Consider the following 13,368-nt stretch of genomic DNA (forward strand, 5'->3'; position numbering starts at 1 on the left):
GGCTCCGGTTCGGCTCCGGTTCGACCGACCGGTCCCCCTGGTGCAGCGGTGATCATATGATGTTTGCCGACAAAGTGGCCGGTCAGCGGCCCATCGGCGAGGGGGATCAGGATCGTGTTCGGCATCATCAGACCGTGCAGGCACCGGCTGTCCGAGCGCCTCCAGGCCTCCTGGATGGCGCACCTGTGCGGACTCTGCCTCGCCCTGCGGGACGACCACGGGCAGCTCGCCCGGACCGCCACCAACTACGACGGGCTGATCATCTCCGTCCTGGTCGAGGCCCAGACCGCCCTGGAGGACTCCAGCCGGCGCCGCACCGCCGGGCCCTGCCCGCTGCGCGGCATGCGGACCGCCTCCGTCGCCAAGGGCGAGGGCGCCCGGCTGGCGGCGGCCGTCTCGCTCGCGCTCGCCTCGGTGAAGATCCGCGACCACGTCGAGGACCGGGACGGCGTGTTCGCCCGCCGCCCGGTCGCCGCCGGGGCCCGGGCCGTGACCCGGCGCTGGGACCGCAAGAGCGCGGGCAGCGCCTCCACCATCGGCTTCGACACCGCCGTGCTGCTCGACGCCGCCTCCCGGCAGGGCGAGTTGGAGCGCTTGCTGCCGCCCGGCAGCTCCGTGCTGCTGGTCACCGAGCCCACCGAGACCGCCACGTCGGCCGCCTTCGCCCACACCGCCGTGATCGCAGGCCGCCCCGGCAACGCCGCACCGCTCGCCGAGGCGGGACGCCTGTTCGGCCGACTCGCCCACCTCCTCGACGCCGCCGAGGACCAGGCCGCCGACGCCGCCTCGGGCGCCTGGAACCCGCTGACCGCCACCGGCACCGACCGGGCCGAGGCCGAACGGCTCTGCCGCGACGCCGTGCACGGGATCCGGCTCGCGCTGCGCGAGGTCGAGCTGACCGACCGGGCGCTGGTGCACGTGCTGCTCGGGCACGAGACGGAGAGCGCGGTGGACCGGGTCTTCGGCCGGGCCGGGCACGGGGCGAGCTGTCGCAGCGCCAATCGCGGCGCCACCGCCGACCACCCCCAGGACGCGCCGCCGCGTCAGGTGCCGCCCGGCCACCCCGGTGGCCCGTACCCGAACCAGGCGCCGGTCCCGCCGTGGGTGCCGCAGGGCCCCGGCTTCGGCCCGCCCGGCGGTAAGCCGCCGCACCCGCGCAACCTGCTCGCCGGGTGCGCGGTGTGGGCGCTGATGGCCTGCACCTGCCAGCTGCTCTGCTGCGAGCACAACGACCCGTTCAGCCGCGAGCGGCGCAAGGGCTTCTGCGAGCGGCACGACTGCTGTGACTGCGGTGACTGCTGCAACGGCTGCGACCCCAGCTGCTGCGACTGCTGCAAGTGCGGGTGCGACTGCTGCGACAACTGTGGGTGCGACGGCTGCGGGTGCGACTGCTAGTGAACCGTCACGCCTCGTCCGGCGCAGCCTCCGGCTGATCGGACACCACCGGCCCGGGGTGCCCCCGCAGCACCCCGGGCCGATCCGCGTTCCGGCGCTCCTCTCCGCCCTCCCAGCGCCGCCAGAGCGGCAGCACCACCGCCGGACCGTGCCACTCCGCGGTTCCGGGCGCCGGGCCGCGCGGTTCGGCGGACTCAGCCACCGGCCCGGGCCGCTCGCCGGCCTCAGGCCTCACGCCCCGCCACCTCCCGGTCCGCCGCCAGCGAGCTCTCCAGCCCGGCCAGCAACTGCCGGAACCGCTCGGCGTCCTGCTCCGTGATCCGCCCCTCGGGCGCCGCCCCCGGCCACTCGGCCGTCCTGTCGTCCATGGGCCCGACGCTAGACGTAGACGATCAACGGGCGATAAACGAGGGGCTGGTGGGACGGGAGGGACAGCAATCCACCCAGCTCCGGTACGCGGGGCGACTTGGCGCTGGTGAGCCCACCTCGGTGGGCACACTCGCGCCCGCGGGCCATTCGCCTAACGAGTACCCATGGGTGATCTTTCCGGGCCACCGGGACCGGTTACGGTCGGACGGCAGTTCCCGCACCACACCGCGCCTGCCCGGTCACCGTCCTCGCAGTGCACACGGCCGGGATCGTCCACTCGGTGCTGGTGGCCGAACGACGCCGTCGTCCGGGCCCGGCGGAGGCCCGGGGACGACCGCCGGGTCGCCGTCGAGCACACCGCCTCCACCGTCCTGGCCGCTCTGGACCAGGTGCACGGCGAGTGCGTAGCCGGCCTGCTGTACGGCCCCGGAGCGCGGCCCCGTCGGACCTGGCCCAACCAGCCCGCTGGTTCCGTCAACGCTGCCTGATACCAAGGGATTTCGTATTCCCGAGGGCAAAGTCGGCGAACGTCACACCACGGGCGGACGGGGTGGCCGACCGGCCACCGTGCGCCTGCAGGGCTGCGGCGGGCCTCGCGACCGCGGCGGCTGCCGAACCACCAGGCGCGTGCGTGCGCCACCGGTCCGCTTCGGGCCCACCCCCAAGGAGGTCGAGGCTCCCACTGGCACGGATCCCCACGGGACCACCGCGACCGCCCGACCCGCGGCACATCCCTCCGATCCGGAGATCTGGTCCACCGACATTCCGGCCTGACTTCCGCAGACGAGTCCCGAGATCGGGCCAAATGAGTGAGGCGAAGTCAGGCACTACCCGAATGGACCTATCTGCTCCGTCAACTCCCGTAAAAAAAACAGGATTTGAGGACAGCAGGCCGCCGAGCGACGCCAGTTCCGGGAGTGGTTCGGGGGCTCACATGACACTCATTTAGACCTGCCCGTCAACCATTCGGCGGCCTATTAATAGGACAGCCCTTTAGTCGGTCGGTACGTTCATTCATGTCGGCACCAAGCCGATCCAGTCCAGAAACAGGAGAGGGTCCATGAACAAGATGACCACCGCCATTGCCCTCGCGGCGTCGGCGGCCGTGGCCGTGACCGGCATCAGCTACGCGTCGGCCGCTTCCGAGCCTGTGGCGAAGGCGGCCCCGGTCGTTGAGAAGGCCGCCCCGGCGGCCGTTCCCGCCCAGGCTCCGCTCGACGGCGGCACGAAGGGCAACGAGGGCAAGGGCAACGAGGGCCACGAGCGTCGCGAGCACCGCGAGCACCGCGAGCACCGCGAGCACCGGGGCGTCATCCACGTCAACGAGCGGACGTACTCCGCCGACGACTACGGCTGCATCACCGTGGTCAGCGGCCTGGGCGCCAAGTCGCTCAACATCCGCAACGACAGCCACCGGACCGTCGAGGTCTTCAGCGGCGCGGTCTGCGACAACGGCGCCCCCATCGCCACCGTCGGGCCGCACAGCTCCAGCGACGGCGTGCACCCGAAGCGCGTCCACGAGGGTGTCGAGGTCGACGACGGCGTCGTCGGCAGCTTCCGGGTCGTGCGCCACGACTACGGCTTCGGCGGGCACGGCGGCGAGCGTGGCGGCGAGGGCGGCGGCGAGCGCGGCGAGAAGTAGAAGTACTCCAACGGTATAATCTGGCGCCCCGGCCCGCCGTAATCGGGCCGGGGCACCGACACGCCCATCCTTCCACAGGTCCCCGCCCCCTGCCCCTCGATGACGTACGCCGGGACAGCGCAGCAGCGACCACTGCCGCCGCAGATCCGGCACATCGAGAAACGGCGACCGACCATCGATGCCCTCGAAGAATTGATCTTCCGGGGGCTCGCCCCGCAGGTCGTGGCCCGCCTCGATCAACGGACCTGCCGATCACCCCCCGGGCAGCGACTGCTCCGCTGGCCGCTCGGCCGCCGCCCCGACGACCACCCGGGGCCGGCGAACTCGGCCTCTGACCGCTCGCCGGCCACGTCATCAGCTCTGCAGCGCACACGAACTGACACCATGTCCGGTCGTGCTGTTCCGGGGCTGTGACAGAGCAGGCACCGGGCGCGGACCTCGGACTGCGAACCTCTTTGACGAAGGCGAACAGCATCACCAAGGGGGATCTCGAATGTCCGTGCGCAACCGATTCGGCAGTGCCGCCGCGATCGCGCTGATGACCACCGTCAGCGCGGTCCTGCTCTCCGCCTGCGGCCCCGACAACGCCGATTCCGGCGCCACCGCCGCGCCCGGCACCAACGCATCCGGCTCCAGCGCGCCCGGAGCGGCGGCACCCGGCACGGCGGCGCCCGGCGGTGCCACGCACACGGGCAGCCCGGCCCCCGGCCGCAAGGAGGTCAACGGGACCACCGTCGCCAACCACCTGACCATCAGCACGGGCACCAGGAACGTCGCGATGAACGGCACCATCGTCGACTTCGGCTCCGTGGTGCGCGACCTCGCCTGGTCGCCGGACGGCAAGAAGGTCGTCTTCGTCAGCGACAGCGGCGACCTGATGACCGCCAACCCGGACGGCACCGGCAAGGCCACTCTCGCCAAGCACCCGGACGGCGAGGAGTGGTCCCACCCGACCTGGCAGCACGCCGACAAGGGGCCGAGCGGCGACGCCGTCCCCAACGAGACCGAGCGCTACAACAACATCGTCTTCACCGCCAAGAAGGCCGGTGTGCTGCGGCTGGTGAAGGTCCCCGCCAAGGGCGGCGCCGTCGAGGACCTCAGCCCGCACAACTCCGAGGGCGGCGACAACCCGGGCGTCCCCCAGCCGCCGCAGACCGGCAACACCTGGGCCAACGCGGGCGGCCGGCAGGCGGCCATCGCTTACGCCAACACCCCGACGAACGAGGTGTACATCTACGACGACTACATCCGCTCGGGCACCCAGGACATCGGGAAGGGTTCGCAGCCGGCCCTGTCCCCGGACGGCGGGCAGATCGTCTTCGTCCGCGCGGTGAACGGCCATGACCACCTGTTCACCCGCTCCACCGATCACGACCGGAAGGCCGAGAAGGACCTCACCCCCTCGGCCACCACGGACTTCACCGAGCCCGCCTGGTCCCCCGACGGAAAGACCGTCGCGGCCCGCACCCCCGACGGCATCGACACCGTACCGGCCGACGGCTCCGCCGCGCCGACCCAGGTCTCCACCATCCCGGGCCTGCCGGTCTACCGGCCCTGATCCCGCGCCGAGCTGCGGGCCAACTCGGCCCGCAGCTCGGCCAGGTGCTCGTCGGCGGACTCGTGCGGCAGGAACTCGACCACGTCGAGGAAGCGGAACAGCACCCGGGTGTCGGTGACCGCGTACTCGTAGTCGCCGAACCCGACCACCGCCCCCGTCCCGCCACGGGCGGCCCCGCGGACGGCGGCGGCGGTCAGCCGGTCCTCCGCGTCCCCGGCGGTCACCTTGCGGCGGGCGTTGGGCCTGGCCAGGTACGGGCACACCATCGACGCGTACAGCATGCAGGCGCGGTGCCCCGGGCCCTCCATCGTCGGCGCGAGATTGCGGTACGGCCGCCCCGCCGCGATCGCCTCGGCGATCGCGGCGCTCTCGGCCGGCCCGACCACCCGCCACACCGGCCCGCGCGCCATGAACACCCCGCACACCGAACACCGGCGCTCCAGCGCGCAGTCGGCGCTGCGCCCGTGGTCGGTCAGGGCGAACCGCGGCTGCCCGTCCTGCCACGGCGTGATGGCCGGCACCGGGTACCCGCGCCCGTCCCGGGGCCGCTCCCCCACCTCGTCCGGCATCGGCACTAGTTCGAATCGCACGCCCTTATCGATACCAGTCGGGCGTGCCCCCGGTCGAGCCCCGAGCCCGCCCCCGCTCCGGCCCGCGCAACCGCCACCAAGCAGCCGGCGCCGCGGCCGGCGTACTACTCCGCCGCCCCGGACTCCTGAGCGAGCATCACCTTCCGCAGCAGGCCCGAGAGCGTGCGCCGTTCGTCCTCGGACAGCACGCCCAGCAGTCGGCGCTCCTCGCGGCCGACCACGTCCAGGGCCTCGTGCCACGCGGCCCGCCCGGCCTCGGTGAGCACGATGTCGACCTTGCGGCGGTCCTCGGTCGAAGGGGTGCGCAGGACGAAACCGCGGCGTTCCAGGGTCTCCAGCCGGCCGGTGACGGAGGCGGGGGCGAGGTTGAGGTCGGCGCGCAGGTCGGAGGGGGCGGCGTGGCCGCCACGGCCGGCCAGGACGTGCAGGGTGTCGAACTCGTGCTTGTGCAGGCCGTAGTCTGCGACGCCCTGTTCGCGGACCCGGCCGAGGTGGCGGGTCAGCCGGGACATCCGGGTCACCGCGCCCTCGATCTCCGGGTCGAGCTCGGGGAGCACCGGTAGCCAGCGGTCGAGGTGGCCGTCCGTCCAGTCGCGGGGCGGGGTCGGCTGCTGGTGGGGGTGCTCGGGCATGGGAGGAGTCTACAAAGGCGGATGTGTCGTCACCAAAATATTCGTTGCCAAAATTTCGTCACCGAAATACAGTGCCGCTCGTGATCCGACGACCCGTACCCAGACACCCGGCAGCCCGACCCCCCGCACCCCGACACCCGGTGTCTCAGCACCCCTTGGGCCTGCGCGACTTCAGGCTGCTCTTCCTCGGCCGGACGGTCTCCACCCTCGGTGACGCCGTCGTCCCGGCCGCCCTCGCCATCGCCATCACCCGCGCGACCGGCTCCTCCGCCGCGCTCGCGCTCGTCCTCGGCTGCGCGATGGTGCCGCGACTGCTCCTGCTGCCCTTCGGCGGGGTGGCCGGCGACCGCCTCGACCCGCGCCTGGTCGCGCTCACCACCGACCTGCTGCGCGCCGTCACCCAGCTGCTGGTCGGCCTCGAACTCCTCGGCGACCGGCCCGACCTGACCCACATCGCGATCGCCTCGGCGGCCGGCGGCCTCGCCTCCGCCTTCGCCATGCCGACCACCTCGCCGCTGGTCCGGGCCGCCGTCCCGGCCGAGCACCGGCTGCGGGCCAACGCCCTGCTCGGCTCCGCCACCAGCGCCGCCCGGCTCGGCGGCCCGGCCCTCGCGGGCCTCCTGGTCTACACGGCCGGGCCGGGCTGGGCCTTCGTCGCGGACGGCGTCTCGTTCCTGCTGAGCGCCGCCCTGCTCAGCCGGGTACGCCTCGTCCCGGCCCGCGACCCGCTCGCAGCCGCCGGTGGCCCGCCCGCCGGAGCGCGCCCGCTGCGGCGGGACCTCGCCGAGGGCTGGCGCGAGGTCCGCGCCCGGGACTGGTACTGGACCAGCCTGCTCGCCCACGGGGTGTGGAACGGCGCGAGCGCCGTCGCACTCACCCTCGGCCCACTGATCGCCGCCACCCGGCTCGGCGGGGACGGCGTCTGGGTGGCGATCACCCAGGCCGGGGCCATCGGCCTGCTGCTCGGCTCACTGGCGGCCGGGCGGCTCCGCCCCCGGCGCCCGGTGCTGGTCGGCAACCTGGCACTGGCGCTGTACGGGCTGCCGCTGCTGGCGCTCGCCGTTCCGGCGCCCGCGCCCGTCACGGTGGCGGCCTACGGGGTGGCGCTGGCCGGGCTGGGGTTCCTCAACCCGGTGTGGGAGACGGTGGTGCAGGAGGAGTTCCCGCCGCGGGTGCTGGCCCGGGTCACCTCGTACGACTGGCTGCTGTCGCTGGCCGCCGCGCCGTTCGGCTACGTGCTGGCCCCGCTTGCCGCCGACGCCTGGGGCAGCCGGGTGCCGCTGCTGGCCGCGGCCGCGCTGGTGACCCTGGTGTGCGCGGGCACCGCGGCGGTGCCGGGGGTGCGCAGGCTCGGCACCGCGCCGGGAGCGGCGGAACCGGCGGCCGTCGAACGGCCGCCGGTCCAGATCGACTCCTGACCGGAGGAGGTCAGTTCCAGATGCCGGTGATGTCCGTCGCGGTCGCCGCGTTGCCCGCGTGGCCGCTCGCCCCGGTGAGGTCCTCCAGGGTGCGCAGGACGCTGTAGTGGTTGTAGGTGGTGGCCGAGCTGCTGCCCGGGGTGACGTGGGCGCCGTAGACCACGGTCGGGATGCGGTTGCCGGACAGGCTGTTGTCCTCGTCGAAGGTGACGACCAGCAGGCTGTTGTGGCTCTGCGCCCAGGTGGCGTACGCGCCCAGTTTGTTCTTGATCCAGGTGTCACCCGTACTGATCGAACAGTCGTGCATGTCGCTGCACAGGTTCGGGATCACGAAGGAGACGTTCGGCAGGGTGGTGTAGTCGGTCGGGAACTGCGCGAAGGTCTTGGCGCTGCTCAGCGGCACGTTGCCGAAGCCGAACCAGGGATTGTGCTTCTGCGCGTAGTTGCCACTGCTGCAGGTCGTGCTGCCCTGGCTGGGCAGGGACTCGTTGTAGCTGGCCCAGGTCTTGCCGGCGGCGAGCACCTCGGAGGCCAGGTTCGGGGTCTGGAAGCCGCCGACCGTCACGCAGCTGTCGTCGACCCGGCCCTGGGTGGAGCCGGAGAACAGCGCGTAGTAGTTCGGCTCGCTGGGGTGGGTGATCGCGAAGGACTGGGTGAGGTTGGCACCCCCCGCCTTCAGGGTGTTGTTGATGTACGGTGCGCTGCTGCTGCCGATGATCTGGCTGTACGAGTGGTTCTCCATCACCACGACGACGACGTGGTCGGGCGTGGGCAGCCCGGCCGCCTGCGCGGTGGTGGCGGTGGCCGCCCAGAGCCCGGCGGAGGCGGCGACCAGCGCGACGGCCGAGCCGAGCGCGGTCGCGGTGCGGCGGGACCGGGGGCGGGCGGAGTCGTTCAGGGGCTTCGCGGACGAAGTCATGACAGGTCCTCGGGTGGGCGGGCGGCCCCGCGGGGCCGCCCGGAACGGGAGGGTGACGGACTGTCGTGCTTCCGCCGAACGGCCTGTGGCAGGGCGTCCGGCGGGATCCGCCGAACGGCCTAGTAGGGCGTGCCGTTGGCGAAGTCGGTGGCGAAGGTCGACTCGATCGCGTTGAGCACCCCGGAGTCGGAGACGATCAGGCCCAGCTCGCGGTTGTTGTTCAGCGAGTTGTCCGAGAAGTTCTCCGAGCCGGCGAACACCTTGGCGGTGGAGGTGCCGTAGTCGGCGACGACGGCCTTGGCGTGGATGTACAGGCCGGTGGTCGAGGAGTAGGTGACCACCCTGGCGCCGGCCGAGGTGACCTCGTCGAAGGAGGAGCCGTACGAGCTCGGGTCCATCCCGACGACGCGCACCGTGACGCCGCGGTTGGCGGCCGCGGTGACCGCGTCGACCAGGGCCTGGTCGCCGAACTCCAGCTCCTCGACGTCCAGCGAGGTCTGCGCGCCGTTGATCAGCGCCAGCAGGCGGTCCTGCGAGTCGGTGGGCGACCAGACCAGGTTGTCGCCGTCGGAGGGGGTGATCGAGGTCTTGGCGTAGTCGGCGGCGAAGACCTGCTCGATCGCGTTGACGTCGTTGGCGTCGGTGTCGAGGACGCCGTAGTCGCGGCTGCTGGAGTAGTAGGTGGCGTCCAGGTTCCCGGTCAGGATCAGGGAGGTGGCGCCGTCCACGGTGACGGTCTTCTGGTGGGTGTAGACGAACGCCGAGGAGGAGTACGTCACGCCGACGCCGGCCGCCCTCAGCGCGCTGTAGGCGGAGCCGTTGACCGAGGTGTGCTGGGCGTCCAGGATGACCCGGACCTTGACGCCGGCCCGCCGACGGGCGATCAGGTCGTTGACCGCCGTGGTGTCGCGCAGCTCGTACATGGTGACGTCGATGCTCTTGGTGGCCGAGTTGATCAGGTTGTAGACCACCGTGTGGCTCTGGTCGGGGAAGACCACGGCGGTGTAGGTGCCGGTCGCGTGGGCGGTGCCGGTGGCGGATATCAGGCCGGCACCGGCGAGCAGCAGAGCGCCGGCACGGCGCGCGAGGGTGGCCAGGGGCATGGGGACTCCGTGGTCGGTGAGGGGAAGTCGCTGGGGGGGAAGGCCCGGTGCGAGGCGGCACCGGACGGCGGAGCGAGCGCCCGAACAGCATGGGGGCGGGACGGTCAACGCGGGTAGACGACGGGAGGTAAAACCTTGACCCCGGCCCGGAGAACGAACGGTGCGCCCGCCAAATCCACCCGACAACGGACGATGCGGGCGATCCGGTTCACATTGCGACCAGCCGCCCCGACCGATGATAGTGATCACGATCGACGCGATCCGACACCGCGTCAGCCCACGAGAGAGCCGAGGAACATGGCGAAGACCAGCCTTCTGCGTCCGCTCGCGGTGACCGCCGCCGCCGCTGTCCTGGTGGCGGGCGGAACCGCCCCCGCACTGGCCGCCGACCAGGGTGGCGCGACGCTGCCGACCCCCGACACGGCCGGCGTGCTGAACGCACTCCAGGCCACCACGGGCGCGGGCGCCCCCGGCGCCTTCGCGGTGATCCGCGACCACGGCGACGACGACCGGACCCGCTCGCTGGCCGTCGGCAGGGCGAACCTGGACGGGACGCCGATGAACTCCGCGTGGAGGTTCCGGGTCGGCAGCAACAGCAAGATGTTCGCCGCCGTTCTCGTGATGCAGCTGGCGCAGGAGGGCCGGATCGACCTCGACAAGCCGCTGTGCGACTACCTCCCGGCCGGGACCCTCCCCGAGGGCTGGACGATGACCGGCCGCCAGGTGATGGAGCACCGGGCCGGCGTCTACGACCACACCAACGACCTGCTGGAGCAGCCCGGCGAGGAGACCACCTCCGCCTTCGAGGCCCGCATCCGCAGCAAGGTGTACGCCCCGGCCGACCTGGTCGCGATGTCCGTCAAGCATGGCCAGCAGTACGCGCCGGGCAGCCGCTACACCTACTCCAACACCGACTTCGTGCTGATGGGCCTCGCCGTCGAGCACCTCACCGGCCGCCCGTACGCGGACGTGCTGCGCGAGCGGATCATCGAGCCGCTCCGCCTGAAGCGGACCTCCTTCGTCGTCCCCCACCAGCGGATCGCGGGCGCCCACATCACCGGCTACCTCACCAACGACGACCGCAGCAAGCCGCTGCTGGACTCCACCGAGCAGACCGGCTCGTGGGTGTGGAGCGCAGGGGCGGTCATCTCCTCCGCCGAGGATCTCGACACCTTCCTCACCGCGCTGATGGCCGGCAGCTCCGGCGGACTGGTCTCCGACGACTCGCTGCGCCAGATGGAGGCCGCACTGCCCACCCCGACCGCCAAGATCTCCTACGGGCTGGGGCTGCGCCGCATCACGCTGTCCTGTGGGGACGTGTACGGGCACGGCGGCATCGTCCAGGGCTACCAGACCCAGTCCTTCACCACCCCGGACGGGCACCGCTCGGTGGTGGTCTTCGCCAACGCCTCCAACAACGGTTCCGTCACCCAGGGGCTGATGAACGCTCTGGAGCCGGCCTTCTGCGGGAAGAAGCCGGCGGCCGCACCGCGAACCGCCTTCACTCCGGCCGCGCGGGACGGCGGGGGCGACCAGGGTGACCAGGGCCTGCCGGTGGTGGAGGACACCCGGATCTGACCCGGTGCCGCAGCCCAGGGGCCGCTGCGGGCCTGTCCGGCACGATCAGTCGGACAGGCCCTGCACGGGGCTCCGGCCGCGCCGGCCGTCCGCGCTCAGGTCGGTGAGCGCCTCGGTGAGGATCTCCCGGGCCTCGTCGGCGCGGCCCTGCTCGATCAGCGCGGTGCCGAGTTCGGTCAGCGTCTTGGTCATGCTGTCCGGACGCCCGATCGCCTCGTAGTGCACCAGCGCCTGCCGGTAGGCCTTCTCGGCGGCCGGCCAGCGTTTCAACGCCGCCCGGTCCTGGCCTAGTTCGTGCGCCGTCACGGCGGCCATCAGGTGCATCAGCGGCGAGGACCAGCGCTCCACCAGCTCCAGGGCGCGTGCCAGCGCCCGGCGGCGGGAGTCCTGCGCCTCATCGGCCCGGCCCAGGTGGCGCAGGCAGGTCGCGGCGCCGCGCAGGGTGACCAGCCGGCCGATCATCGCGGCCCGGTTGTCCACCTCGGCGAAGGCCTCCGCCGCCCGCTGGTAGCTCTCGCCGGCCTCCTGGTAGCGCTGGAGGTGGCGCAGCCCGGTGCCGAGGTAGGTGAGCGCCCAGCCCTGCTGCTCGTGGTCGCCCAGGCCGCGGGCCAACGCCAGCCCCTCACCGGCGAGTTCGATGCCGCGCCGGTAGCGGTGCAGACAGGTGACGTACGTCCAGGCCAGGTAGTTGACGTGCACTGCCTCGGCCTGCCGGTCGCCGCTCGCGCGGGCCGCGTCCACCGACAGCTGGAACACCTCGCCCCAGAGGTCCCAGCTGACCAGGCGGTCGGAGAACCAGTGCATGGCCTCGGCGGTGTCGATCACCTCCCGGTGGCGGCCCTCCCGCTGCGCCCGGTACAGCGCGGCCAGCCACTCCGGGTGCTCCTCCTCCAGCCAGCGTGCGGCCTCGGTGAGCGGGACGGAGTCAGCCCCGGCGGCTGCGGCGCCCTCGGCCGCGGTGTGGTCCGGGTCGAACCGCAGGCCGTGGGCCGCCGCCTCGCGCAGCAGCCAGCTCCCGGCCCGGGTGCGGGCCTCGGCGACGGCCTCGGCCGTCTCGTCGACGGTCAGGCGCTCTCCCGCGTACAGCCGCACCAGGTCGTGCAGCCGGTAGCGCTCCGGGGCGGCCGGCTGCACCAGGCCCGCGTCCACCAGCTGCTCCAGGACGAGTTCGGTGCGCGCGGCCGACAGCCCCGCGTAGCGGGCCAGGACGGACGCGGTGAAGTCCGCCCCGGCCGTCAGCGCGCAGCGGCGCAGCACCAGCCGGGACTGCTCGGGCAGCCGGCGGTAGGAGAGTTCGAAGGCCGGACGGACGGCGAGGTCCCCGGTCTCCAGCAGGTCCAGGCGGTTCTCCTCAGCGGCGAGCTGGCGGGCCAGCTGGGCCACCGGCTGCTGCGGCCGGGCGACCAGCCGCTGCCCGGCGATGCGCAGCGCGAGCGGCAGGTAGCCGCAGAGCCGGGCCAGCTCGGCGGCGGCGTCCGGGGCTGCCTCGACCCGTTCCGGCCCGGCGATCCGGGCCAGCAGCGCGGACGCCTCGGCCGGGGAGAGCACGTCGAGCCGCAGCCGGTGCACCGCCTCCAGGCCGGGCAGGGCGTGACGGCTGGTCACGATGGTCACGGCCGGACCGGAGCCGGGCAGCAGCGGGCGCACCTGGGCCTCGTCGGCTGCGTTGTCCAGCACCAGCACCAGCCGGCGGTCGCGGACCAGGGCGCGGAACAGACCGGCCCGCTCCTCCGTCCCGGCGGGCACCGCGCCGTCCGCGACCCCGAGGGCGCGCAGCACCTGGCCGAGCGCCTCGCGGGCGGCCAGCGGGGTGGCGGCCATACCGCCGAGGTCGAGCGAGAGCTGACCGTCCGGGAAGGCCGGGGCGAGCGCGTGGGCGGCGTGCAGGGCGAAGGCGGTCTTTCCCAGGCCCGGCTGACCGCTGATCAGCACCACCCGGGGGTGGGCGGGGTGCTCGTCGGCGGTGAGGGCGGCGAGCTCGGCGAGGGCCTGCTCGCGGGCGGTGAAGTCGGCGAGGTCACGCGGCAGGGCGAGCGCGCCGGGGGGCGTGCCGGGGGGCGCCGACGCGTCGAACTCCACCCGGTCGATCACCGTGTCGTCGTGCTCGACGTAGAGGAAGCGCACGGCCCCCACGAGGTTCCGGTCCGCGGTGAGGTCCGGCTCC

The 13,368-nt window shown here is 73.0% G+C and carries 12 protein-coding genes; 5 read left to right on the top strand and 7 right to left on the bottom strand.

Annotation, left to right across the window (positions count from 1 at the left end; genetic code table 11):
- Positions 1-114: 114 nt before the first annotated feature.
- Positions 115-1,395, top strand: coding sequence for a DUF5685 family protein (locus tag HS99_RS18805; protein WP_030554795.1), 1,281 nt, complete (start codon positions 115-117; stop codon positions 1,393-1,395).
- Between the two features lie 7 nt (positions 1,396-1,402).
- On the opposite strand, the gene HS99_RS45055 is transcribed toward HS99_RS18805, so the two are convergent.
- On the bottom strand, positions 1,403-1,630 hold the full coding sequence (locus HS99_RS45055; protein WP_030554797.1) for a hypothetical protein: 228 nt from the start codon (positions 1,628-1,630) through the stop codon (positions 1,403-1,405).
- Positions 1,620-1,763 (bottom strand): hypothetical protein, encoded by a 144-nt coding sequence (locus HS99_RS45060; RefSeq protein ID WP_157846596.1) that lies wholly within the window; start codon positions 1,761-1,763, stop codon positions 1,620-1,622. The genes HS99_RS45055 and HS99_RS45060 overlap by 11 nt, the downstream gene beginning before the upstream one ends.
- Before the next feature lie 1,061 nt (positions 1,764-2,824).
- Between HS99_RS45060 and HS99_RS18815 the strand changes: the two genes are divergently transcribed.
- Together HS99_RS18815 and HS99_RS18820 are read left to right on the top strand one after the other, a co-directional pair.
- Entirely contained in the window at positions 2,825-3,406 is a 582-nt protein-coding gene (locus tag HS99_RS18815; RefSeq protein WP_063737889.1) for a hypothetical protein, read from the top strand.
- A 493-nt stretch (positions 3,407-3,899) separates the two neighbouring features.
- Positions 3,900-4,964 (top strand): TolB family protein, encoded by a 1,065-nt coding sequence (locus tag HS99_RS18820; RefSeq protein WP_030554802.1) that lies wholly within the window; start codon positions 3,900-3,902, stop codon positions 4,962-4,964.
- Here the strand turns inward: HS99_RS18820 and HS99_RS18825 are convergent.
- The gene (locus HS99_RS18825; RefSeq protein ID WP_223885879.1) at positions 4,952-5,554 is read right to left on the bottom strand and encodes a hypothetical protein; all 603 of its coding nucleotides are present in this window, start codon (positions 5,552-5,554) and stop codon (positions 4,952-4,954) included. The genes HS99_RS18820 and HS99_RS18825 overlap by 13 nt on opposite strands.
- A 104-nt stretch (positions 5,555-5,658) precedes the next feature.
- Positions 5,659-6,186: a MarR family winged helix-turn-helix transcriptional regulator gene (locus HS99_RS18830; RefSeq protein WP_030598264.1), complete on the bottom strand. Its 528-nt coding sequence runs from the start codon at positions 6,184-6,186 to the stop codon at positions 5,659-5,661.
- 140 nt (positions 6,187-6,326) lie between these two features.
- Here HS99_RS18830 and HS99_RS18835 point away from each other — a divergent pair, with 140 nt between their 5' ends.
- Positions 6,327-7,604, top strand: a complete 1,278-nt coding sequence (locus tag HS99_RS18835) for an MFS transporter (RefSeq protein ID WP_046385519.1) — start codon at positions 6,327-6,329, stop codon at positions 7,602-7,604.
- 10 nt (positions 7,605-7,614) lie between these two features.
- Here the strand turns inward: HS99_RS18835 and HS99_RS18840 are convergent, their stop codons facing one another.
- Positions 7,615-8,523: an alkaline phosphatase family protein gene (locus HS99_RS18840; RefSeq protein WP_046385520.1), complete on the bottom strand. Its 909-nt coding sequence runs from the start codon at positions 8,521-8,523 to the stop codon at positions 7,615-7,617.
- 119 nt (positions 8,524-8,642) lie between these two features.
- Positions 8,643-9,626, bottom strand: coding sequence for a phospholipase D-like domain-containing protein (locus tag HS99_RS18845; RefSeq protein ID WP_046385521.1), 984 nt, complete (start codon positions 9,624-9,626; stop codon positions 8,643-8,645).
- A gap of 297 nt (positions 9,627-9,923) precedes the next feature.
- Between HS99_RS18845 and HS99_RS18850 the strand changes: the two genes are divergently transcribed.
- Positions 9,924-11,204, top strand: coding sequence for a serine hydrolase domain-containing protein (locus HS99_RS18850; RefSeq protein WP_030598259.1), 1,281 nt, complete (start codon positions 9,924-9,926; stop codon positions 11,202-11,204).
- Positions 11,205-11,249: 45 nt separating this feature from the next.
- On the opposite strand, the gene HS99_RS18855 is transcribed toward HS99_RS18850, so the two are convergent.
- The coding region (locus HS99_RS18855) for a tetratricopeptide repeat protein (RefSeq protein ID WP_063737890.1) at positions 11,250-13,368 on the bottom strand (2,119 nt) is incomplete at its 5' end.

Origin of the sequence: Kitasatospora aureofaciens (assembly GCF_001188955.3) — a bacterium.
Lineage (GTDB): Bacteria > Actinomycetota > Actinomycetes > Streptomycetales > Streptomycetaceae > Kitasatospora > Kitasatospora aureofaciens.